The 23,197-nt window shown below is 70.6% G+C and carries 20 protein-coding genes and 3 pseudogenes; 6 read left to right on the forward strand and 17 right to left on the reverse strand.

Translation table 11 applies throughout. From position 1 onward, the window contains the following. Positions 1-226: pseudogene (locus tag CA984_RS06000) on the reverse strand (RNA-guided endonuclease TnpB family protein); the annotation flags it as partial. Between the two features lie 75 nt (positions 227-301). Here CA984_RS06000 and tnpA point away from each other — a divergent pair. Beyond that, positions 302-669, forward strand: a pseudogene (tnpA, locus tag CA984_RS06005) (IS200/IS605 family transposase). 69 nt (positions 670-738) lie between these two features. On the opposite strand, the gene CA984_RS47730 reads toward tnpA, so the two are convergent. After that, positions 739-1,332, reverse strand: a complete 594-nt coding sequence (locus tag CA984_RS47730) for a hypothetical protein (protein WP_242675767.1) — start codon at positions 1,330-1,332, stop codon at positions 739-741. Between the two features lie 28 nt (positions 1,333-1,360). Between CA984_RS47730 and CA984_RS06010 the strand changes: the two genes are divergently transcribed. Next, a complete protein-coding gene (locus CA984_RS06010; RefSeq protein ID WP_086569052.1) occupies positions 1,361-1,651 on the forward strand; it encodes a Tn3 family transposase in 291 nt (96 codons plus the stop codon). Here the strand turns inward: CA984_RS06010 and CA984_RS06015 are convergent. From CA984_RS06015 to CA984_RS06025, 3 genes are all read right to left on the reverse strand, one after another. Beyond that, entirely contained in the window at positions 1,611-2,219 is a 609-nt protein-coding gene (locus CA984_RS06015) for a hypothetical protein (protein ID WP_133061560.1), read from the reverse strand. The genes CA984_RS06010 and CA984_RS06015 overlap by 41 nt on opposite strands. Positions 2,220-2,269: 50 nt before the next feature. Further along, a complete protein-coding gene (locus CA984_RS06020) occupies positions 2,270-2,734 on the reverse strand; it encodes a hypothetical protein (RefSeq protein ID WP_133061561.1) in 465 nt (154 codons plus the stop codon). 435 nt (positions 2,735-3,169) lie between these two features. Further along, positions 3,170-3,706, reverse strand: a complete 537-nt coding sequence (locus CA984_RS06025) for a hypothetical protein (protein ID WP_242675768.1) — start codon at positions 3,704-3,706, stop codon at positions 3,170-3,172. Positions 3,707-3,757: 51 nt separating this feature from the next. Here CA984_RS06025 and CA984_RS06030 point away from each other — a divergent pair, with 51 nt between their 5' ends. Then, complete coding sequence (locus CA984_RS06030; protein WP_207620754.1) at positions 3,758-4,366, forward strand: TetR/AcrR family transcriptional regulator; 609 nt, start codon at positions 3,758-3,760, stop codon at positions 4,364-4,366. Between the two features lie 675 nt (positions 4,367-5,041). Here the strand turns inward: CA984_RS06030 and CA984_RS45915 are convergent. Further along, a complete protein-coding gene (locus CA984_RS45915; protein ID WP_165781119.1) occupies positions 5,042-5,275 on the reverse strand; it encodes a hypothetical protein in 234 nt (77 codons plus the stop codon). A 290-nt stretch (positions 5,276-5,565) separates the two neighbouring features. On the opposite strand from CA984_RS45915, the pseudogene CA984_RS06040 reads away from it, so the two are divergent. Further along, positions 5,566-5,742, forward strand: a pseudogene (locus CA984_RS06040) (Tn3 family transposase); the annotation flags it as partial. 15 nt (positions 5,743-5,757) lie between these two features. On the opposite strand, the gene CA984_RS06045 reads toward CA984_RS06040, so the two are convergent. Then, positions 5,758-9,003: an ATP-binding protein gene (locus tag CA984_RS06045; protein WP_086569155.1), complete on the reverse strand. Its 3,246-nt coding sequence runs from the start codon at positions 9,001-9,003 to the stop codon at positions 5,758-5,760. A gap of 833 nt (positions 9,004-9,836) precedes the next feature. Here CA984_RS06045 and CA984_RS06055 point away from each other — a divergent pair. After that, positions 9,837-11,345, forward strand: a complete 1,509-nt coding sequence (locus CA984_RS06055; protein ID WP_086569157.1) for an FAD-dependent monooxygenase — start codon at positions 9,837-9,839, stop codon at positions 11,343-11,345. A 95-nt stretch (positions 11,346-11,440) separates the two neighbouring features. After that, positions 11,441-12,103, forward strand: a complete 663-nt coding sequence (locus CA984_RS06060; protein ID WP_086569062.1) for an SGNH/GDSL hydrolase family protein — start codon at positions 11,441-11,443, stop codon at positions 12,101-12,103. Between the two features lie 105 nt (positions 12,104-12,208). On the opposite strand, the gene CA984_RS06065 is transcribed toward CA984_RS06060, so the two are convergent. The 10 genes from CA984_RS06065 to CA984_RS06110 form a co-directional block, all read right to left on the reverse strand. Then, on the reverse strand, positions 12,209-12,868 hold the full coding sequence (locus tag CA984_RS06065; RefSeq protein ID WP_086569065.1) for a response regulator: 660 nt from the start codon (positions 12,866-12,868) through the stop codon (positions 12,209-12,211). Beyond that, complete coding sequence (locus tag CA984_RS06070; RefSeq protein WP_086569068.1) at positions 12,865-14,019, reverse strand: sensor histidine kinase; 1,155 nt, start codon at positions 14,017-14,019, stop codon at positions 12,865-12,867. Before CA984_RS06070 ends, CA984_RS06065 begins: the two co-directional genes overlap by 4 nt. Further along, positions 14,019-14,837 carry a CPBP family intramembrane glutamic endopeptidase gene (locus CA984_RS06075; RefSeq protein ID WP_086569071.1) on the reverse strand — a complete coding sequence of 273 codons (819 nt, stop codon included), beginning with the start codon at positions 14,835-14,837 and terminating at the stop codon, positions 14,019-14,021. The genes CA984_RS06070 and CA984_RS06075 overlap by 1 nt, the downstream gene beginning before the upstream one ends. A gap of 284 nt (positions 14,838-15,121) precedes the next feature. After that, positions 15,122-16,711, reverse strand: coding sequence for an AMP-binding protein (locus CA984_RS06080; RefSeq protein WP_086569073.1), 1,590 nt, complete (start codon positions 16,709-16,711; stop codon positions 15,122-15,124). 1 nt (position 16,712) lies between these two features. Next, a complete protein-coding gene (locus CA984_RS06085) occupies positions 16,713-18,071 on the reverse strand; it encodes a carboxylesterase/lipase family protein (protein WP_165781120.1) in 1,359 nt (452 codons plus the stop codon). Next, positions 18,068-19,378: a M28 family metallopeptidase gene (locus CA984_RS06090; protein ID WP_086569077.1), complete on the reverse strand. Its 1,311-nt coding sequence runs from the start codon at positions 19,376-19,378 to the stop codon at positions 18,068-18,070. Before CA984_RS06090 ends, CA984_RS06085 begins: the two co-directional genes overlap by 4 nt. Continuing rightward, on the reverse strand, positions 19,375-20,184 hold the full coding sequence (locus CA984_RS06095; RefSeq protein WP_086569079.1) for a carbohydrate ABC transporter permease: 810 nt from the start codon (positions 20,182-20,184) through the stop codon (positions 19,375-19,377). The genes CA984_RS06090 and CA984_RS06095 overlap by 4 nt, the downstream gene beginning before the upstream one ends. Further along, a complete protein-coding gene (locus CA984_RS06100; RefSeq protein ID WP_133061562.1) occupies positions 20,181-21,065 on the reverse strand; it encodes a carbohydrate ABC transporter permease in 885 nt (294 codons plus the stop codon). The genes CA984_RS06095 and CA984_RS06100 overlap by 4 nt, the downstream gene beginning before the upstream one ends. Beyond that, the gene (locus tag CA984_RS06105) at positions 21,062-22,315 is read right to left on the reverse strand and encodes an extracellular solute-binding protein (RefSeq protein WP_086569083.1); all 1,254 of its coding nucleotides are present in this window, start codon (positions 22,313-22,315) and stop codon (positions 21,062-21,064) included. The genes CA984_RS06100 and CA984_RS06105 overlap by 4 nt, the downstream gene beginning before the upstream one ends. Before the next feature lie 10 nt (positions 22,316-22,325). Beyond that, positions 22,326-23,183 (reverse strand): poly(ethylene terephthalate) hydrolase family protein, encoded by an 858-nt coding sequence (locus CA984_RS06110; protein ID WP_086569085.1) that lies wholly within the window; start codon positions 23,181-23,183, stop codon positions 22,326-22,328. Between the last annotated feature and the right edge of the window lie 14 nt (positions 23,184-23,197).

The following is a 23,197-nucleotide window of genomic DNA, read 5'->3' on the forward strand; positions in this document are numbered from 1 at the left end:
TCTTGATGACGTGCTGCGCGGCCTGAGCCGCCAGCCCGTAGTTGTCCTTGATCTGCCCGTAGGCGTGCTTGCGCAGGTCGTAATTGCGAAATACCCGCTGGCTGTGGGCGAGCGCCGCCACCCAGGTGGCCGCGTCGTTGACCGCGCGCAGTGTCGCCTCCAGCGCCGCCGCCTGCTCAGGCGTCGGCAGGAGTCTCACCTGCACCACCAGCTTCACATCGCCCACACTATCCTTTGGTCTATGTCACCGTGATGGGAACCCGACTCCGACCTCCGCCGGGGCCGAACCGTTGTCCACACGCTGCACGCGCATTCGGTCGTCACCTCCAGGTATCGGTGCGGGGCCTTCACCGGCGAACCGCTGCGCCACTGCAAAGACATCACGATCGAGGTGTGCGGCAGCCTCGGCGCCCAGCTTGTCGAGTTCAACGGCGAGGAGGATCACGTGCACCTGCTCGTGCACTACCCACCCAAGGTCGCCCTCTCGACGCTGGTGAACAGCCTCAAGGGCGTGTCTGCCCGGCTACTGCGCAAGGAGTACCCGCTCACGTCCGCACGTACCTGTGGGGCGGCCATTTCTGGTCACCGTCCTATTTCGCCGCCTCCTGCGGCGGCGCACCCTTGAGCATCATCAAGGAGTGCATCGAAAACCAGAAATGCCCGGGCTGACGACCGGACGTTCACACCCCCAGGGCCGGGAAGCGATTCCTCCCGGGCGTGAACGCCTGGGGTTCCTCGCTAAACAACGCTGAAGATCGAGCCGCCCGGTGGGCCCGAACGCATCGTGCGCGGCTGCCGGGCCCGATTCGAGCGGGCGTTCTGTGAGCGGGTGACCGGGTGCCTGTCGGCCGACTCGACCGCCGCGCTGCTGGAGCTGGCCACGGGAGCGGACGCTCTTACTCCAGCTACTACCGGCGGATGTTGCCCAAGCTGCTGGCCGCGATCGAGTTCAAGTGCAACAACACCGCCTACCGGCCGGTGATGGACGCCCTGGACCTGCTGGGCCGCTACGCCGACGTGCCAAGCAACATCCGCCACTACGGCGGCGTCGACAAGGTGCCGATCGTCGGCGTGGTCCCGGACGGCTGGCGGGAGGCGGTGGTGGACGGCGATGGTGTGGTCGAGCGGGTCTCCTACGAGTTGTGCGTGCTGATCGCGGTGAAGGACGCGCTGCGCCGCCGGGAGATCTACGTCGACGGCGCCGCCCGCTGGTGCAACCCCGAAGAGGACCTGCCGGCCGACTTCGAGGACAACCGCGACGTGCACTACGAAAACCTGCGCCAGCCCCTGGACGCAGCCGAGTTCATCGCCATGCGTCTTCTCCCAGCTCAAGTCCTGTTCGACCTCGGAGGTCTCGGGGATGATCGAGGGCGTGCTGCGGCACTGCACCGATGCCACCATCGACCGGCAGTACACCGACACCCACGGCCAGAACCTGGTCGACTTCGCCTTCTCCCACCTGCTGGGCTTCAAGCTGCTGCCCCGGATGAAGAACGTCTCCCACCAAAAGCTCGTCCGCGTCGACGCCGAGCAGCCCGTACCCACATGCCTAGCCGACATCGTGAGCGAGCGCACCATCACTGGTGGAGGGGAGTTATTTCGACCGTGCGCTATTCCTCCAGTCTGGAGGGTCGCTCGCGAGGTTTGGTGAGCAGCGCAGCCGCCCAGAGGAACACCTTGGGATCGCCAAGACCTGAGTCGGTGAGCCATTGAGCGGCCTGGCGCGCGTCTTGTTCGTCCTGGATCAGCCCATTGAGATCCGGCTGGACGCCGGTGGCTTGGTGAACGTCGGTGACGAGGTCCCCGATGCAGGTCCAGGTGTGCCAGTGTCCGCTATCGAAACCGACCAGCTCGAAGCCCAGCCGCCGCTCGCCGGACCCGGGAAACTTCTCACCCCGGGTCAGCCGCTCCGGGAGGCTGCCGGCCGATGTGTCCCCGCCGCCGTCAGCCATGTCGGCCAGTAGCGCGGGAACATCGGTAGCGGCGAATCCGATCCCGAGCACGTGCAAGCCCGACGTGCCGGCTTGATCGCGGGCGATCTCAGCCTCCTGTGGACTGGCGAACCAGTCGTCCCAACCAGTGGGATCTACTGGCACCAGGTCCACCACGCAGTCGCTCAGCGAGAACAGATGAGGAGCAGGAAGTCCGGCCTCCTGCCAATCTTGCCGATCAGTGCGTGTAGCGACCCGATAGCCGGCAAGGACGTAACCCGGTTCCATGGCGCTATCCCCTCTCACTTGTTGCTGCATTACTGGGCAGGGCTTCCCTTCTACTCTGCGGCGCGGTCGGCGAGATAGCCGGCCCAGTCACTGCGGGCGTAGGTGACCCGGCGGACGGCGGTGTTGACGTGAAGGCCAAGGAGATCGGCGAGGATCGCGGCGGGAAGGTCGGAGGCCAGGGCCGCGAGCGCTCCGTTGCGGGCAGGTCGAGCGCTGATGCCGTGGCGGTTGAGCTGGTTGATGAGGCTGCGCAGATCGAGGGACTGGCCGGGAACCCGGCCGGGGAACAGCCAGCGGGGTGCGGCGGGCCCGTGGGAGATCATGAGGCAGGGTGGTGGCTGGGCGGCCAGTTCGCGGAGGAGGGCGCCGAGCCGCGGCGGCAGAAGCACAGGGTGACGGCCGACGGTCAGGTAGGTGCGGCCATCCTTCTCGATGATCTGGTCTGCGGTGAGATGGCGGATCCGTTGGACTTGGAACCCGAAAGGTATGGCGGGGTCTGGATGCGAAACTGCCATGCCTACTTCTCCCATCAGAAGCCGATGCCCTCTGATGCTTCTCGGACCGGATTTTCCGCATCGGAGGCGAACGTTCTGCCGTCAACCGCTCTCATCTCCGGCCTTCACGGCGAGTATGAGGTCAGCGACGGAGGCGAGGATGCACATCGAGCAGGGTGTGTCGCACTCCGTGGTCCGCTCAACGGAGCGGCCTATACCTCAGTCATAGGTGTGGACGGTCACTAGGAACTTCTGGCTGACGGTCATGCGAGTCCGGATACACGGCCACGAACCTCCTGGTGGGCGGCCGGCACCTCCTCCGCCCCATGGCCACTGGACTCGGGCGAAACTGCCCGAGGGAGGAGCCTGGTCAAGGCCCATCGGGAACAATCGGACACTCGTTGGCGATAGCCAGCCGTCGGGCCGGGGGATAGCGTCAATCACCGTTCCACTGCATCATGGGCCGGTCCGGCGGTGCTGGTAGGAAAGCGTGACGGCGGCGAGGAGCGGGGCCCACGCCACCAGCGGCAGGTAGATGAACCCGACGAGCAGACGTCCAGTCACGGTCATGCCGGGGTGCGGCAGCGTCCACCAGAACAGGAACGGGGTCCACAGCAGGGCGAGAACCCCGACGCCGAGCCAGGCTGGCACGGTAACGGCCGGGCGCGGGATCGTCCGGCCGCCGAGCAGCGGGATCCAGCGCGGTACTGCTTCGCCCCAGCGTCGCACCAGGCCGAGAGTGAGCAGGGCGGCGGCTTCGGTCAGCACGGAGAGGGCGATCAGGTACAGCGGCCCCCACGCGGTCGTGCCGACCAGGTCGCGCAGGCCCTGCTCGGTGTAGCCGAGCGGAAGTCCCAGGGCTAGGCCGATCCGCCACAGACTCGACGGCAGCGCGAGCAGGGGCACGACGTGCGCTACCCCGACGGCCCAGCGCGGGACCGGCCGTTCGGTGTCGATTGAAGGGGGGCGTACCGCCGCATCCTTGATCATCATCAACCCTTTCGAGACTGCAGTTTCGAAACTATAGTCTCGTATGATGATGGAATGGAGCACAACGGGCAACAGGTCGGGCGGCCGCGCGACAGCCGGGTGGACGAGGCCATCACCGCAGCCGTCCAGGAACTCCTGAGCGAGGTCGGATATGCAGGTCTGACGGTGGCCGCCGTGGCCGAGCGCGCGGGGATCGGCAAGGCCTCGATCTACCGGCGGTACGCCACCAAGCACGAGATGATCTTCGCCGCGATAATCCACGGAGAAGTGCTGGAGGTTCCGCCCGACACCGGGTCGCTGCTCGAGGACCTGACCGCGCTGGCGCGGGTGATCGTTGGCCATCTGAGCAACCCCGCGGCCGCCGGCGCATTGATGAGCCTGCTCGGCGAGATCGCAGCCGATCCCACACTCGCTGAACGGTTCACCACGACCTTCGTGGAACCGGAACGGGCCGGCAACGCCGAGCTGCTGGAGCGAGCAGTGCGGCGCGGCGAGCTGGAGCGGCTGCCTGACATGGACCTGTTCCACGCGATGTTCGGCGGCACTGTGTTGTCCTGGCTGTTCATCTCCCACCATGACCCGCATGACCTGCCCGAACGGCTCGCCCGGTTTGCCTGTGCCGCACTCCGGTCCACCGCCCACCAGCCGCTCCCATCCAACTGAGTCCCCGCTATCGCCGATGAACGTTCGGTTGCTCCTGATGGCCGGTCAAGGCCGTGCCGATCGCCGGCGAGCGTCAGACGCCGCTCATGGTCGGGGCGATCGGAGCCGCAGGTCTTTCCTCCGTCGGGCCCTACGGCATCGGGGCATCGCTCACGGTCAGGGGCTCGATGCCCGACCGGGCCACAGGGCGAGGGCGAAGGTGACCGTCCCCCGGGAGGTTTCGTGGCCGCCTGCCAGGAGCCATGTGGTCGCTCAACAGAATCGCCATGGCCGCCGACCGGGGTTTTTCCACGACCGCTTACAGCAGGCCCTCCACTCGGGTCGGTGTCATAGGCCGCAGTACCAGTAGGAACGTATCCCCAGGTCAGGACAGCGCGCTGATGGCTGTCGAAATCCGCTCACCCACCCGTTTACCGACGTCGATTCTCGGCACGAGTTCTCGACGCTCACCACCTGCGACCTCGTAGTTTCCCGGCGGAGTGTCGACAGACGAGGGTCTGCCGACACTGACACGCGACTACACAGAGCTACTTTCCGTCCTATGGCACCGACCCGAGCGCCGGGCCTCACAGGGCGGCCGCGAGGAACTCCACCAGCGCAGCGAAATGTTCCCTCGTCCGTTCCGACACCCACGGCCGCCGGAACGGTTCCGCCTTCTCCTCAACCCCCTGCACCTCAGCGACCAGACGCCGCGCGGCCGATCCGCCACCGCACCAGGCCGGCCATATCCCGGGCTGAGCCGACCTGTGCCGACAGCAGCTCCTCGACCTCGCTCGGCGGCATGTACCGCAGCAGCAGCGACACCAGATGCTCCAGGGAAGCCAAGCCGGTCTTGGTCGGCACCTCCGTTCCGGCCGGTACCCCTCCGTCCCGCTGCATCCGCCACACAGCCACGCACCTGTTCAGCACGTCCCGGGCCGCTCCTCATCCGTCGCTGCTGGTTTTGTCCCCCCACGGGCTGAGCCCGTGATCGTGCTGGACTCCGGGGTTCAGGAACAGCGGGACAGCCATTAGCGGTGAGAACGATCTTTCTTCTCGTAGCTGCCCTGAACTGGCCAAACGTGAAGTGCCAAGAAGCTCGGACCATCTGCGACAAAGCTCACGGCCACGAAAAAGGCTGCTGCGGCATCCTGCCTGACCTGCCCCTGACCTGCGACGGGATGCCCCAGCGCTGACAACCGCCCCGTTGTTCCTCAATCCCGGAAGAGCAGGAGAAATTGATCAAGCTCAACACCCTGCTGCTCAACCTGGTCGTCTTCCACAACGCCCTGGATATCTCCGACATCGTGCGCGACCTGGTCGCCGGAGGCTGGAGCATCACCGCTGACCAGCTCGGCCAGATCGCCCCCTACCTGCGGGCCCACATCAGCCGCTTCGACAGGCCGGCCGGCTCACCCGGGATCTGGGTGAACCGTCCTGAGTTCCCGGCGTAGCCGGGCCGGGTCGACTTCGGTCACGGCCGTCTTCCCGTCCAGCTTCCCCCCCTTCCCGTACGCCGCGGCGAAGGCTTCCTCTCCCAGCGCGGCCCGCCCCCGGCGGGTGAGCTCGCGAACCTGCCGATCGGTGCGGTCGTGAGCGCCGCGCAGCCGGGAGGCGGCGCCGAGCAGGGCGGCCGACTCGTGATGCCGTCCGTGCGCCTCGGCGAGCGCGGCCGCGTTCACCGCCACCAGCGACAGGATCGGCAGGTCCCGGGTCTCCAGCGCCGCCGCGTACGCCTTCTCCAGCGCCTTCTCCGCGCCGGCCAGGTCACCTGTCTCCAGGCAGAGCGAGGCCCGTACGCTGCCGGCCAGCGTCCGCGCGTGGTCACCGGGGAACGTGGTGTCGCCGCGCAGGCCCCGTTCGGCGTCGTCGAGCAGTTCCCGCGCCCGGTCCAGATCACCGAGCCGCACCCGGAAGACGGCCTCCCACGCGTCGACCAGGGCCGGCATCTCCGGCGAATTCGCGCGCAGCGCCCGCTCCCGGGCCGAGTCGATCACCGCGATCGCCAGGTCGGTGTCGCCGCGCCGCAGGTGCAGGTCGATCCAGCGCACGTCGATGAACACCTCGTCGCCGAGGTCGAGCGGGCCGAACTCGCCGGCCAGCGATCGGGCCTCGCGCAGGTCGGCCAGCGCGCCGTCGAGATCGTCGTACTGCCGCAGCTGGGCGCGCATCGGCAGCACGGCGGCCTGGCCCCAGCGGTCGCCGGCCTGCCGGAAGCAGGCCAGGGCCGCCTCCACGTCGGGGCGCATCCTGTCGAGCTCGCCCGCGTTCTCGGCGAACTGGGCCCGGAACATGCGGGCCAGCCCGGACAGCCAGACGTCGTCGCCGTCGGCCAGATGCTCGATGATCGTGGACGCGGTCTCCTCCTCCTGCAGGAACGCGAGCGTGAGCGCGGTGAGCGCGCCGTACGGACCCGGCAGCTCCGGGTACGCGAGCAGCCGGTCGGCCGGCTCGCGCATCCGCGCCCGGTCGTCCGCGGCCTTCTCGGCGGTCCTCCCCTGCCGGGTGTCGACCCGGTCGATCAAGGAGATCACGTGAGCGCAGTCGCGCTCAGGCGTCGGCTCGCCGCCGGGCACCGCCAGTGCCTCGCCCAGCCAGTAGGCCGCGTCGGGGTGCCGGCCGAGCATGTGCCAGTACCAGGTCAGGTTCAGGGCGAGAGCGACCGCGCCGGAGGCGTCGCCGGTGTCGCACCGCCGGCGCAGGGCGGCCAGCGCGTTGTCGTACTCGGCTCTGACGACTCGCATGGCCGCCAGCTGGCCGGGCCCGCGCAGCTGCGGGTCGTAGCGGGCCATCAGCTCGGCGAAGTAGCCGGCGGCCAGGTCGCGGACGGCGCCGAGGTCGCCCGTCCCGGCCAGGCGGCCGGTGCCGTACTCGCGCAGCGTCTCCAGCATGCGGTAGCGGCCCGGGTCGGGCGCGAGCTGCAGCAGCGACCGGTCGACCAGGCCGGCGAGCAGCTCGGGGATCTCGGCGGCCGGTACGGCGGTGCCGGCGCAGAGCGCGGCGGCCGAGGCCGGCGTGACGCCGCCGGGCAGGATCGAGACGCGTTCGGCGACCGTACGCTCGTGCTCGCTCAGCAGCTGCCAGCTCCAGGCGATGACCGCGCGCAGCGTGCGGTGCCGGGGCAGCGCGGCGCGGCTGCCGGTGGACAGCAGCCGGAACCGGTCGGACAGCCCGTCGGCGAGCTCGGGCAGCGACAGCGTCCGCAGCCGGGCCGCGGCCAGCTCCAGCGCCAGCGGCATCCCGTCCAGGCCGCGGACCACCCGCCGGATCTCGGGCAGCGTCGTCTCGTCCACGTCGAAGCCGGGGCGTACGGCCGCGGCCCGCTCGGTGAACAGGCGTACCGACGCCGCCCGCCGGGCCTGCTCGGCGCCGTCGTCCGGCCCGGGCAGCGCGAGCGGGCCGAGCGGCACCAGCGCCTCGCCGTCGACCGCGAGGGGTTCGCGGCTGGTGGCGAGCACGCGCAGCCCGGAGCATCGGGACAGCAGTGCCGCGACCAGGTGGGCCACGGCGTCGATCAGGTGCTCGCAGTTGTCGACCAGCAGCAGGCTCTCCCGGCCGCTGAGCTGGTCGACGAGTACGTCCAGTTCGTCGCCCTCGACGCGCATCCGGGCCTCGAACATCGCGCCGCCGCGCAACCCGATCCCGGCCAGCACGGCCGCGCCGACCTTGGCCGGCTCGGTGACCGAGGCGAGGTCGATCATCCAGACGCCGTCGCGGTACTCGTGGCGGTGGCGGCGGGCGGCCTCGACGGCGAGGCGCGTCTTGCCGGCGCCGCCGGGACCGAGCACGGTGATCAGGCGCCCGGCGGCGAGCAGCGTGTCGATCCGGGCCAGATCGTCGTCGCGCCCGATGAAGCTGGTCAGCGGCGCGGGCAGGTTACTCGGCCTGCTCCGCTCGGCGTCGGCGGACGGGGCGGGCCGCTCGGCGCGCAGCAGGCGCAGGTGGCGCTCGCGCAGGGCGGCGCCCGGGTCGGTGCCGAGGACGTCGGCCAGGGTTCCGCGGACCCGCTCGTACAGGGCCAGGGCCTCGGCTTGGCGTCCCTGGGCGGTGAACGCGTCCATGAGCAGCGCGGCGGTGCGCTCGTGGACGGGGTGCTCGGCGAGCAGGGCGGTCAGGCGGGAGGCGGCCGCGTCGGCACGGCCCAGGGTCAGCTCGGCGTCGGCGAGGTCGGCGACGGCCTCGATCGAGGCGTGGGCCAGCCGGGTCACGGCGGCGGGCGCTACCGCGGCGATGACCGTGGGCTCGGCTCCGGGACGGTCTCCCCACAGCGCCACGGCCTCGCCGAGCACGGCCGCCGCGGCATTCGGGTCACCGGCGCGCAGCCGGTCACGGCCGGCGGCGGCGAGCCGCTCGAACCGCAGCGCGTCCACGTCGGCCGCGTCCACGTCCAGCCGGTAGCCGCCCGCGACCTGCGCGACGTCGCCGGCCGAGCCGAGGGCCCGGCGCAGCCGCGAGACGAGGGCCTGCAGGGCGTGGGCGGGGCCGGCCGGCGGGTCCTCGGCCCAGATCGCGTCGACCAGGACGCCCTGCTCGACGGCGCGCCCGCCGGCGAGCGCCAGCCGTACGACCAGGCCCCGCAACCGCGCACCCCGAACGGGCAGGGCGGCGTCACCACGAGACGCCTGAAAGGCGCCGAGCAGCGTGACGCGAAGCCGCATGTCCCCGTCCACCTCCCGATCTTCGCGCACGCACCCTCGAGTCCCCAAATCACGGCAGGGCTCCGGCCTTCCTTCGCTCACGGGCGCCACCGCCCCTCCCCACCACGCCACCGGCCGAAGCGTGCCGGGTGCTCGAACGCGGCGCTGACGCGTCGCAGGACGGGAGTGTCAGCGCCATGTGTGCCCCTGTCAGCGCCGTGTGCGCCCCGTGTGAGCGGCCCGCGCCAGTCTTTGCGTGCCTCGGAGAACAGCCTGAAGGAGCCACCGTCTTGGACAGCCCTGTCACGATCATCGGCGCCGGACTCGGCGGACTCACGCTCGCACGCGTCCTGCGCGTCCACGGCATCCCGGCCACGATCTACGAGGCTGAGCCCTCCCCGACGGCGCGCGCTCAGGGCGGGATGTTCGACATCCACGACTGCAACGGGCAGCTCGCCCTCGAAGCGGCAGGCCTGATCGACGAGTTCCGCGGCCTCATCCTGGAGGGCCGCCAGGCGACACGGGTCCTCGCCCCGGACGGGACCGTCCTGCTCGACGAACCCGACGACGGCACGGGTGGACGCCCCGAGGTGCAGCGCGGCGGGCTGCGACGGATCCTGCTCGGCTCGCTCCCGGCCGGCACCGTCCGGTGGGGCCACAAGGTCAATCGAGGCCGCTCTCACCGAATACGAGCAGGCCCCGTTCCCCCGCGGCACCAAGGCCGCCACCCAAGGCGCCCGCGTCTACGAGCTCATGTTCGGCGACAACGCGATCCACAACCTGACCGACGTGTCCAGGGCTTGGCACCGCAACCGCATATCGGTGATGGATGGGCTTCAAGAAGGGGATCTCTCGTGCATGACGTAGTGATCGTGGGCGCCGGCCCGGTCGGTCTGTTCCTCGCCTGCGAGCTCGGTCTCGCGGGCTGCTCTGTCCTGGTGCTTGAGCGGGAGCCGGAGCCCCGCTCCCCGTGGAAGGCGGACCCGCTCGGGATGCGGGGCCTGTCCGCCGCGTCGGTCGAGGCGTTCTACCGCCGCGGGATGCTCCAGCCGCTGCTGGAGGCGTCGGGCGTCAACGACCGTCCCGGCGCGGACGAGCCGGCACCCCCTCGTGGCGTGGGCCATTTCGCCGGCATGATGCTCGATCCGGCCAAGGTCGACGTCACCGCCCTGCCCTTCCGGCTTCCCAGCCCGGCGATGGAGGGCGTGATGACAGCCCTCGAAGCGGTCGAGACGGTGCTGTCCGAGCGGGCATCCATGCTCGGTGTGGAGGTCAGGCGCGGTGTCACGGTCTCAGCCGTCGCGCAGGACGATCAGATCGTGGTCGCGCGAGCCGGCGGGCGCGAGTATCCGGCGCGCTGGGTCGTCGGCTGCGACGGCGGACGCAGCGCGGTGCGCAGGCTCGCGGGCTTCGACTTCGCCGGCACCGAGCCGCAGTTCACCGGCTACGTCGTGCTCGCCACCATCGCCGACCCCGACAGGCTGCGCCCCGGGTTCAATCTGACGCCGACGGGCATGTACCTCCGGACGCCCGCGAAAGAGTACATCGGCATGCTGGAGTTCGACGGCGGCGCTTTCGATCGCTCGCGGCGTCCGACTCGCGAACATCTCCAGGCGGTTCTGCGCCGTGTGTCCGGCACCGACGTGACGCTGAGCGACGTCCATCTCGCTTCGAGCTTCACCGATCGGGCGATGCAGACGACGACCTACCGGCAGGGGCGCGTCCTGCTCGCGGGCGACGCCGCTCACATCCACTCCCCCCTCGGGGCGCAGGGGCTCAACCTCGGCATCGGCGACGCCATGAACCTGGGATGGAAGCTCGCGGCGACCGTGCACGGGTACGCCCCGGACGGGCTTCTCGACACCTACACCCGCGAGCGCCATCCGATCGGCGCACGGGTGCTCGACTGGACACGCGCCCAGGCGGCGGCCATGAAGCCGGACCCGCATGCCCAGGCGATCCAAGGAGTGATCCGCGACCTGATCGGGACCCGCGACGGAACGACCTACGTGTTCGAGAAGGTATCGGGATCGTCGATCCGCTACGACCTCGGCAGCGAGCAGCCGCTGGTCGGCCGCAACGCCCCGGACCTCCATCTCGAGGACGGCACTCGCCTCGGCGACCTGATGCGGGACGGGCGGGGCGTCGCGCTGGATCTCAGCACCGACCGGTGCCTCCACGGTTCGGCGATGGGCTGGGAGAGCCGGATGCGGTATGCGGCCGGGCCGGCGAGAAACGACCTCGGGCTGGGTGCCGTGCTTGTCCGACCTGACGGCATAGTCGCCTGGGCAGGTGATCGCGCCCCTGACCGTGAAGCGTTCGAGCGGGCCGCCGGCCGTTGGTTCGGCAGTCCGGCGATCTGAAGCAGCCGCCCCGTTCCCTTGTCGTGGCCGTGGGCGTCGACGCCACTTGACCGATGTGAACTTTTCCTCTCCTCGACCGAGTTACAGGAGCACACATGACGATCACCCTCCGAGCGGGAAGCACCGTGATGTTCACCGGCGATTCGATCACCGACTGCCGGCGGTTGGAGAGCGAACAGGGTCTCGGGTCCGGCTACCCGCTGTACGTCGCGGGCGAGTGGGGCTCGCGGTACCCGGACCGGCCCGTGACCTGGCTGAACACCGGGATCGCGGGCGACAAGGTGATGGACCTCGAAGCCCGCTGGCAGGCGGACGTGCTCGACGCGCGCCCGGACGTGGTGTCGATCCTCGCCGGCGGCAATGACATGGGCTGGCACACGTACGACCCGGACGGCTACGTGATCCCCGCGGAGGACTACGCGGCAGGTTACGACCGCCTGCTCACGCCCCTCGCCGAGGCGGGCGCGGAGCTGATCCTCATCGAGCCGTTCCTCCTGCCGATCCGCGGCCTTGTCGAGGTCGGCGACGTGCACGTCGGCGAGGAGATCCGCAAGGAGTGGCGGGCCGACCTGGACCCGAAGATCCAGGTCGTGCGCGAGCTCGCTCGCAAGTACGGCGCGCACCTGCTCGCCGCCGACGGCATGTTCGCCGAGCTCGCCGCGACGACCGGGCCGGAGTACTGGGCCGCGGACGGCGCGCACCCGACGCCGGCCGGTCACGCCGCACTCGCGGCGGCCTGGCTGCGCCTGGTCGCGTGACCGTGCCCGGCGATCGCCCGCGACACCGGTGCCCGTCGGCCGGGGCAAGCGGGCCCTCGCCCCGGAACCGCACGATCGGGACCTGGGCCTGGGCCTCGGTGTGTCTCAGGTCACCAGGCCCCTGCGGTAGGCGTAGACCACCGCCTGCACGCGGTCGCGCAGGTCGAGCTTGGTGAGGATGCGCGACACGTACGTCTTGACGGTCTCCTGGCTGATCACCAGGGTGGCGGCGATCTCGCTGTTGGACAGGCCGTCGGCGATGAGGCTCAGCACCTCCAGCTCGCGCGGGGTCAACGCGGTCTCGCCCGGCGTGGCCTGGGCGGGGCGGATCCGGGCCGCGTACCTGCCGACGAGCTGCCGCGTCACCTCGGGTGCCAGCAGAGCGGCGCCGGTCGCGACGGTGCGGATGCCGTGCAGGAGCTGCGCCGGTGGGGCGTCCTTGAGCAGGAAACCGCTCGCCCCCGCGCGCAGCGCCTCGTAGACGTACTCGTCCAGGTTGAACGTCGTCACCACGAGCACCTTGACGGGGTCCGCCACCCCGGCGCCGGCCAGCCGGCGGGTCGCCTCGATGCCGTCGAGCACCGGCATCCGCACGTCCATCACCACGACGTCGGGGCGCAGCCGGCGGGCCAGGTCGACCGCGGTGCGGCCGTCGCCGCACTCGCCCACCACCTCCAGGCCGGGCTGCGCATCGATGATCGTCGCGAAGCCGGTGCGGATCAGCGCCTGGTCGTCGCAGACCAGGACCCGGACCGGCGTGGTCACGACGGGCGCCCCGCGGGGATGCGGGCCCGCACCACGAAGCCGCCGCCCGCCTGCCGGTCCGCGCTGAACTCGCCGCCCAGGGCGTCCACCCGCTCGCGGAGCCCGACCAGGCCCCGCCCGCTCCCACCGAGGGAGCCGGCCCGCGAGCCGGAACCGTCGGTGCTCACCGCCACGCTGATCTCCTTCTCGCCGTAGCGCACCCGGACCACGGTGCGGCTGCCGTGGGCGTATTTGAGCGCGTTCGTCAGGGTTTCCTGCACGACCCTATAGGTCACGGACTCGGCGCTGCCCGCCGATTCCGCCGGCATGCCCTCCTCGGCGAACTCCACCGGCTGCCCGGCCCGGCGGGTCTGCTCCACGAGCGTGTGGAGCTCGCCGGCGGAGGGCAGGCCGACGTCGGTGTCGTGATCGGCTTTGAGCAGGTCGAGCATGTGCCGCAGGTCGGTGATGGCTCGCCGGCCGGTGTCGGTGATGGCGCTCAGCGTCGCGTCGAGGCGGTCGGGAGCGGCGGTCAGGTAGCGTGCGGCCTCGGCCTGCACGACCATCGCCGTCACGTGGTGCGTCACGACGTCGTGGAGCTCGCGGGCGATCCGGGTGCGTTCGGCGGCGCGGGTGGCCTCGGCGACGTGGCGGCGGCGTTCGGCCTCGGCGGCGCGGGTGGAGCGCAGCCAGGCTCCGATGCCCCACGCGAGGGCCAGGGCCAGGTAGAACACCACGTAGCCTTCCACCCGCTCGGTCGCGCCGAGTCGGCCGAGCGCGAGCGCCAGCGGCACGTACGCCATGGAGAGGAGGACCACGGTGACCCGCCGGTGGCGCTCCAGGTGGGCGCCCGCGCTGATGAGCGCGATGGGCATCGCGTTGCTCGCGAACACGTGGTAGGAGAAGATCTGGTCGAGGGCGAAGCCGAGCGACACCAGCGCCAGGCACCCGGCCGGCCACCGCCGCCGCACGGCGAGCGGAAGGCACTCCAGGGCGATCACCACGAACGCCAGCGCGTCGAAGGGACGGGTCGGCAGGTCACCGACCTGCGTCCCCTTGCCGTGGAGCGCCGGCAGAAGCGATGCGACGGCCAGCAGCAGCCCGAACGGTAGGTCCCGGACCACGACATCACACCGCCGCCACAGGTCCGTGACCCGCCGTGGATCGATCATCAGGCGAGCGTAGCGGGCGTACGGCGACGGCGCGGGACCACGTTTCCACGACGGCGGGCCAGCCACATGAACGCGACCGTCAGCAGCAGACCGAACACCACCGCGTACAAGCTCGCCTCCGGCCCGAACTCGCCGCCCGTGAGCAGGGCGTTGCCCGACGTGACGCCGTGCAGCAGCCCCTCCACCGCGCCGTTGCCCGAGACCTCGGTGCCGAAGATGCCGGCCGCGGCGAAGTTCCAGCCGAAGTGCACGCCGATCGGCACCCACAGGGTGCGCGTGGCGGCGTAGGCGGCGGCGAGCATGCCACCCGCCTCGATCGCGATGGCGAGCGCGCCCCACAGGCTGGCGTGCGGGTTGAACAGGTGCGACAGGCCGAACAGCAGGGCGGTCAGCGCCAGCGCCACCCACGTCCCCGTGCGTTCCTCGATGATCCTGAACAGGATGCCGCGGAACAGCAGCTCCTCGGTCACCGCGGCGGCGGCCATGAAGCCGATCAGCCCGATCGCGCCGGTCAGTGAGCCCAGGCCGTCGATCCGGTAGCCGCCCATGAGGGCGATGTTCACGATGACGGCCGCGAACAGCGCGACCCCGATCAGGGTCCCCCGGGTGAGGGCACGGGTGGCTCCCTGCCTGGCCACCTCCACCGGTTCGCGGCGTTCGGACCACCGGACCATGCGGGCGTACACGAATACGGCGAGCGCGGCCGTCGCGAGGCCGAGGAGCAGGGTGAGGAACCAATTCCCCTGCACCGCGCCTACGATCGCGCCGCCGGCGAAGGCGACCAGCGCGACGGGCACGAGTTGTTTCAAGAACCGCATGACGACTACCTCACGTGGGGGACTCCGCGACGGGGCGCCGCCGCTACGCCGAGAAACGCTAAAGATTCGGCGGTCCGGAATCGTCCCCCTGCGGTGGACATTCGCGGGTAGCTCGCACGGGGGACAGATCGGGGTACGGGCCGAACCGGTCGATCGGCAGGTAGTGCTCGATGAACTTCCACCGCTCGCCGGTGAGTCGCCTACGCGTCACCTCCGGTGCCCTAACGGATCCCGCCCCGGGACGGGGACGGAACCCGGAGATCGATCACAACATCACACAGGCCCTAGTCGAGCCCGAGCAGGCGCACGCCCTCCTCGCGCATCTCGACCTTGCGGATCTTGCCGGTGACCGTCATCGGGAACCCCTCGACGACGTGGACGTAACGCGGGATCTTGTAGTGGGCGAGCTTGCCGGCGCAGAACTCCCTGACGGCCTCGGCGGTCAGGGGTGTGCCGCCCTGGCGGATGACGACCCAGGCCATGAGCTCCTCGCCGTACTTCTCGTCGGGCACGCCGATCACCTGCACGTCGACGATGTCCGGGTGGCGGTGGAGAAACTCCTCGACCTCGCGCGGGTAGACGTTCTCGCCGCCTCTGATGACCATGTCCTTGATCCGGCCGACCACGTTGACGTAACCGTCGGCGTCCATGGTGGCCAGGTCGCCGGTGTGCATCCAGCGGGCGGCGTCGATGGCCTCGGCCGTGCGCTCCGGCTCGTTCCAGTAGCCGAGCATCACCGAGTAACCGCGCGTGCACAGCTCGCCGGGCTCGCCGCGCGGCACGGTCAGCCCGGTCACCGGATGCGTGATCTTGACTTCGACGTGCGGCATCACCTGTCCGACGGTCTCGGTGCGGCGCTCCAGGCTGTCGTCGGACCTCGTCATGGTGGAGACGGGCGAGGTCTCGGTCATGCCGTAGCAGATGGCGACCTCCGCCATGTTCATCTCGGTGACGACGCGCTTCATCACCTCGACAGGGCAGGGCGAGCCCGCCATGATGCCGGTGCGCAGGCTGGACAGGTCGTACTGCCCCGCGAGGGTGAGCTCGGCGATGAACATGGTCGGCACGCCGTACAGGGAGGTGCAACGTTCCTGCTGTACGGCCCGCAGCGTCGCCTCAGGGTCGAAGCCGGGCGCGGGGATGACCACGCACGCGCCGTGGGAGGTGGCGCCGAGGTTGCCCATCACCATGCCGAAGCAGTGGTAGAAGGGCACCGGCAGGCACACCCTGTCGTGCTCGTCGTAGTGGATGAGCTCGCCGACGAAGAACCCGTTGTTGAGGATGTTGTGGTGCGAGAGCGTGGCGCCCTTGGGGAAGCCGGTCGTGCCGGAGGTGTACTGGATGTTGATCGCGTCGTCGGCGCTCAGCGACGCCATGCGCTCGCGCAGCCGCTCCTCGGGGGCGGTCAGCGCCAGCAGCCGGTGCCAGCCGGGGTCGCCGAGGTAGACGACGTCGGCGAACCCGATCTCCTCGACCATCGCGCGGTAGTCGCTGCCCTTGTGCGTGAGCGCGCTGATGAGCAGGCGCAGGCCCGACTGCCTGACGACGTAGTCGAGCTCGTGGCCGCGGTAGGCGGGGTTGACGTTGACCAGGATCGCGCCGATCTTCGCGGTGGCGTACTGGACGATCATCCATTCGGCGCAGTTGGGCGCCCAGATGCCGATCCGGTCGCCCTTGGCGATGCCGGAGGCGAGGAGCGCAAGGGCCAGCCGGTTCACGTCGGCGTCGAGCTCGGCGTAGGTCCAGCGACGGCCGGAGGGCACGTCGACGAGTGCCTCGCGGTCGCCGAAGCGCCGTACGGTCCGCTCGAAGTTGTCGCCGATGGTCTCGCCCAGCAGCGGGGTCGCCGCCACCGCGCTCGAGTAGGACTGCATGTCACAACCTCCGGTCGGTGGGTTCATTGAAGACCATGGTGTGCCCGAGTGGCCAGCCGGGATCGCCTGTGCGGGCGAAACGCACCCAGGCGGCGTGCATCGCGTCGGCCACGGCCTGCGGCGCGTCTGGCCCTGCGGTGCGTTCGACGCCGGGCGCGTCGAGCACGTCGAAGACGAAGGGCAGGTCGAGGTTGTGCACCGCGCCCACGCGTCCGCCGCCGACCGGGCTCTCGACGGGCGACTCCCACCGGAACTCGTAGGCGTAGGCGGGCCTGGCCTCGCGGATCCAGCGCGTCTCGCGGGTGAACAGGTGCTGGGTGAAGGCGCGTCCGACGCGCTCGGCGGGCGTGAGGCCGGGTCCGTCGACCTGGACGCCGAGATGGTCGAGCACGGCCTGCGCGGCGGCCTCGTCGAGGTCGGCGGCCAGGCGGCGGACGAACACGTCGGCCTCCTGGGAGGTGCAGCCGACCAGCAGTGGAAGGTGCCCGCTCGCGCCTGCGCGCAGGGCGGCCAGCGGGACGGCCGGGATCAGGTCACCGTCGACGACCGGCTTGACCGGCACCGACTCGTTCAGTCCGCCGGAGTCGCCGGTCAGCGGCGGCGGCTGTTCGGCGACGAGCGCCTCGGGGGACAGCCTGGCGAAGGAGGACCTGGTCGGGTCGGTCCCCAGCCGGGTGGCGAGCGTCTTGGCGTAGTCGCGCGCCTCCTGCTCGGTGGCGACCAGGTTGGCCGAGCCGCTCATCACGATCGCGCGCCGGAACAGCCCTTCGGCGCGGGGCATCGTCAGCAGGGTGGCGACGGCGGCGGCGCCCGCCGACTGCCCGGCGATCGTCACGTTGCCGGGGGCGCCGCCGAAGGCCGCGATGTTGTCGCGTACCCATTCCAGCGCGGCCAGCCAGTCGAGGACGCCCCGGTTGAGCGGGGCGTCCTCCAGGGCCAGGAAGCCCTCGAACCCGAGCCGGTAGTTGATGGCCACGCAGACCACGCCGTCGCGGGCGAAGCGGGGGCCCTGGTGCCAGGCCGCCCCGTTGCCGCCGATGGAGAACGCGCCGCCGTGGATCCAGACCAGGACGGGCAGCCCGGCCCGGCCGGTCTCAGGGGTGCGCACGTCGAGGTTGAGGCAGTCCTCGCCGACCTCGAAGACGTCGGGCGCGTACAGGCCGATGTCCTCACCGGCCGCCTGCGGGGCGGCAGGGCCCCGCGTGACGGCGGGCCGTACGCCGTCCCAGGCGGGTGGCGGGACGGGCGCGCCGAAGCGGTACTCCCCGAAGGGAGGGGCGGCGTACGGCACGCCGAGGAAGGCGAGCACGCCCTCCTCGGCCCTGCCCTCGACCAGCCCGGCAGTGGTTCGCACGATCATGCGCGGCGCCATCCGGCCGTCCCTTCGACGATTCTGATCGCCGCCCGGGTGAGCGGCTCAAGGCTGGCCTCGTGCACCTTGTCGAGGGTGTCGGCCGAGTCGAACAGGTACATGGGAGCCGACAGGAAGTGCACGAGCGGCACCCCTTCGGGGTGGAAGAAGGCCCCGTCGGTGGGCGGCATCGGGGAGAACACGTCCGGCGGCAGCACGAACGAGCGTCTCAGGTCCTCGGCGACGAGGGCCGCCGCCACCAGGCTCTCCAGCTCCGGCTTCCCGGTGGTGAACCACCAGCCGGGTTCGGGGTCGCCGGTGGGCACCAGCTCGTCGTCCACGACCACGCACCGCCGGGCGGCGTGCTCCAGGTGGAGCTGGAGCACGACGTCGCCCAGCAGGCCGCGGTTCTCCTCGATGAAGGCCCGGGTGCCCGCGGCGTGCGCCATGTGACCCGCGGTCAGAAGGAAGATCAGGTTGTGCGGCCGGTCCCGCTCGGGCACGCCCGCCCAGTACTGGGCGGCGGCCAGCACCAGTGCGATCCCCGAGGCGTCCTCGACGGCCGAGGCCCAGGGCGCGTCGTGGTGCGAGCCGATGATCACCCACTGGTCGGAGCGGCCGGGGAGCGTGCCGATCACGTTGTGCGAGACGGCCGGGCCCGTCTCCGACTCGACGGTGAGCGTGCCCGTGCAGGGGCCCTCGTCGACCAGGGCGAGCACCCGCCGCGAGTCGCGGCCCGACAGCCAGACGGCCGGGAGGTCGCGGCGCACGGCGTCGTAGGGCACGTAGTAGTCGCGTGTCTCCCACGGCACCCCGGTCAGCGCCCCCGCGAAGGCGGCGCCGCCGCCGTCCATGACGCCCTGGATGACGTCGAGGTAGTCGAGCTGGAACGGCAGGGTCTGGACCAGCTCGTCGAAGACGCCCTCGGGGTCGTGCACGGCCGTCGCCAGGTCCCTGAGGTAGGACTGCGGCAGCTCGGTGAAGGTGTACTCGGGCACGACGATCGCGCCCGGCACGACCTCGCGGCTGACCGGCGCGCTCACGGTCGCCTTCGGCGTGGTGTACGGCAGGGCGGACGCCGCCACCCGCACAGCTCTCGACGGGTCGGCGTCCAGGCGCACCACCAGGGCCGCCGTCACCGGTCGCCAGACGGGCAGCTCGACCGGCGCCAGCCGTACGTCGTGGAGCCCGAACTCGGTGAAGCGCTCGGCGGCCCACGCGGCGGTCCAGTCGTCGGCCGGGTAGCCGGGACGCCTGATGCCCCGCGAGGTGACCGTCTCGATCCACTCCATCATCCGCGCGGTGTCCGGGATCATCGTTTCAGCCCTCCGAAGGTGAGCCCCGCCACGTAGTAGCGCTGCAGCGCCACCATCAGGATGAACGGCGGCACGGCGGTGACCAGTGCCGCGGTGGTGGTCAGGTGATAGTTGAAGCCGACCTCGCTCTGGAAGTTGGCCAGCCCCACCGGCAGCGGCCACAGCTCCTGCTCGTTGGCCACGATCAGCGGCCAGAGCAGGTTGTCCCACTGCGCCAGGAAATGCACGAGGAACAGGGTGATGAGCGCGGGCTTGAGCAGCGGCACGGCGATGCGCGCGAAGATGCGGAACTCCCCCGCGCCGTCGACCCGCGCGGCCAGCAGCAGCTCCTTCGGGATGCCGAGGGCGAACTGCCGCACCAGGAAGACGCCGAACGCGCTGATCATGCCGGGCACCATCATGCCCTGGAAGGTGTTGACCCAGCCGAGCTCCTTCACGATGAGGAAGACGGGGATGACCAGGACCATCGGAGTGAGCGCGAGCGTGCCGATCACGAGCGCGAACAGGACGCGGCGGCCGGGGAAGGACAGCTGGGCCATCGCGTATCCGGCGGCGGCCGAGAAGATCACGTCCAGGATGCCGGTGCCGACGCACAGGATGAGGCTGTTGCGCAGGTAGGTGGGCAGGTTGCCCTCGCCGAACAGCAGTCCGATGTTCTCGGGCAGGTGGAAGCCGTTGAAGACCAGCCCGCGCAGGTCGGTGTCGTCGGGCGCCGAGGCGACGACGAGCATGGCGTAGACCGGCAGCAGCATGAACCCGACCGCGACGATCAGCCAGACGGTGCGCAGGATCGTTCCCGCTCTCATTCGTCGCCTCCCTTCAGGAACCCGAACTGCAGCGCCGAGACGATCACCATGGCGACGAGCAGCACCATGCCCATCGCGGCGGCGTAGCCCATGTGCTCGTAAGGGAAGGCGTTGGCCCAGATGTAGTACGGCAGCACCTGGGTGGCGTCGGCGGGCCCGCCGCCGGTGAGCAGGAAGGCGGGCACGAACGCCTGCATCGATCCGGCCACCGAGATGACCAGGACGAACAGCAGGGTCCTGCGCAGCAGCGGGAGCGTGATCCGGGTGAATGTGGTCACCGCCCCTGAGCCGTCGATGGCGGCGGCCTCGTACACCTCGCCGGGCAGCGCCTGCAGTCCGGCGGTCAGGATGATCACGAACAGCCCCATGCTCTTCCAGACGACCATCACGACCAGGGCCCAGATGGCCAGGTCGGAGCTGGTCAGCCAGGACTGCGGATCGATCCCGACCAGGCCGAGGAGGGTGTTGGCCATGCCGCGGTCGGAGTAGATGATCACCCAGACCATGGACGTGGCGGCGAGCGGCATCACGGCCGGAATCATGACGAGCGCTCTGAGCCGGCGGTTGAGCCGTCCCGGCTTGCTCAGCGGCACGGCCACCAGCAGGGCCAGCACGATCGTCGGGACGACCGTGCAGACCGTGTAGACGACGGTTATCCACGCCGAGTTGAGGAAGCCGGGGTCGGCGAACATGCGCTCGTAGTTGGCGAGGCCGATCCAGTTGGGCGTCCCCGCCATCTCGTAGTCGGTGAAGCTGAGATAGATGGCGGCCAGGAACGGGACGAGCCAGAACACGACGAAGAAGACGGCCACCGGGAGGGTCAGCGCCACACCCGCCGTGGCCTGGGGCCGGGCTCTGCCCCTGTCGAGCACGACGCTCACAGGGCCAGTCGCACGGTGGAGTCGAAGGCTGCCGCGGCCTGGGCGGGGGTCGACTTGCCGTGGGCGACGGCGTCGACGGCGCCGGCCGCGGCCTTCGCCAGTTCGAGGGTGCCGGGGATGATCGGGCCGAAGTCGACATGCGGGAGGCTGTCGGCGACGATCTTCATGATCTCGGACTTGCCGCGCGGCCCGGCGTCGCGCCAGCCCTTGGTCGGGATGATGATGCCGTTGTCGAGGTTGGCGGTCACCGACGGGGCGCCCTGCAGGTAGTTGACGAGGTGCCAGGCGGTGAACTGGTTGGGCGAGTCCTTGGCCACGCCCCAGCCCCAGGTGTAGGCGGGGACGACGGGCGGGCCGCCGGCCCAGGTGGGCATGGGCGCGACGCCGTACTGCTTGCCGAAGGTGAGCTTGTCCTTGCCCAGCTTCTCCAGCGCGGGGCCGAGGAAGGCGCCGCTGATGACCATGGCGGCCTCGCCGGAGTAGAACAGGCCGAGCGCGCCCAGCGGGTTGGAGAGCTTGGGGTTGCCGATCCCCGACATGTACGTCAGGGCGTTGAGGCCCTGCTCGGTGGCCAGCGACGCCTTCGCGCCGCCCGCCGCGACGAGCTCGCCGCCCTTGCCCTGGACGAGGGCGGTCAGCGTCATGAGGGCCCACTGCGGGTCGCCGTAGAGCCATTGCAGGCCAACCCGCCTGCGGTCCCCGGTGGTGAGCTTGGCGCTGTATTCGGCGGCCTCCTCCCAGGTCGCCGGGGGCTTGTCGGGGTCGAGCCCGGCCTCCTCGAACCGGTCCTTGCGGTAGTAGAGCATGCAGGGGTTGAAGTCGACGGGCACGCCGTAGGGCACGTTCTGGTAGGTGAGCGGGGTGGTCGTGCCCGGCTCGTAGTTCTGTAGCGAGAGCGCCTTGGTGTCGACGGGCGCGAGCCGCTTCTTCTTGGCGTGCGCGGGGAAGCTCCAGTGGCCGATCTTGAAGACGTCGGGCGGGGCGCCGCCGCTGAAGGCGGTCAGCAGTTTGGCGTCGAGCTGGCCCACGGGCAGGTAGAGCAGCTTTACGTCGACCTTGAACTCGGCGATGTAGCGGTGTACGAGCTCCTGGAACTGTTGGCCGGTGTCCTGCGAGCCGTGCAGCCAGACCGTGACCTCGCCGCGCGGCCTGCCGTCCGCGGCCTGCTGCCGAGGCTGGTCCTTGCCGCATCCGGCGAGCAGGGTGAGCGCGCCGGCGGCGAGGAGCCCACGCCGCGTCAGATCCGCCATGGTGGTTCTCCTAGGTGAGGTTCTTGAGGGCCTGGTTCTGCCAGGCGGTGTTGGTGGGGAGCTCCGCGGTGCTGCCGGCGAACGCCCCGCGGGCCTGGGGGTCGGCCTGGAGGCGGTACCTCAGCCAGGCGGTCACGTAGCCGAGGAAGGCCCCGCCGGCGTTCTGGATGTCGTTGTGCCCCGCGCCCTTGAGCAGCGCCCTGCCCGCTCCGGCGGTGGCCTGGTCGTAGTAGCCCTGCACGGTCGCGGCCGAGGAGATCAGCCAGTCGTTGGCGCCGCTGAGGAAGAGCACCGGGCAGGTCAGGTCGGCGACGGAGAACTCGTCTCCCGGGCTGGCCATCCACTGCGCGGGCACGGCGATCGGCACGACGGTCTTGATCAGCCCGGCGGAGTCGTTGGCCGCGTTGATGGATCCGCCCGCGCCCTGGGAGTGGCCGACGGCGGCGACCTGGGCGGTGTTCAGCTTGCCGTGGAAGACGCTGGCGGGGTCGGCGCCGAGGCCGATGAGGTGCTGGGCGGCGGCGAGGATCTCGGCGCCGGTGCCCGTGGTCGTGTCGGTGGAGGCGACCACCGCGAAGCCCCACGAGGCGAGGTGGTTGAGCAGTCCCGGATAGTTGTCGGGGGTGGCCCACGAGCCGTTGCCCCATGTGACGATCGGGTGGGTGACGCCGCCCGAGCCCAGGGTCGAGGGGTAGTAGAGCCGGTGGCCGCCCGAGGTGCCGGTGGCGACCGGCCACGGACCCGTTGCCTTGTAGATCGTCTCGATGGTGGAGGCGGCGTTGGCCTCGGTGGTCCACGACAGGAATCCGGCCGACATGAGGCCGAGCGCCCCTGCCCGCAATGCCTGCCGACGGGTGAAGTTCTCCATGGTCACCTCGTAGA

Source organism: Streptosporangium minutum (genome assembly GCF_002149035.1).
Classification (GTDB): Bacteria; Actinomycetota; Actinomycetes; order Streptosporangiales; family Streptosporangiaceae; genus Streptosporangium; species Streptosporangium minutum.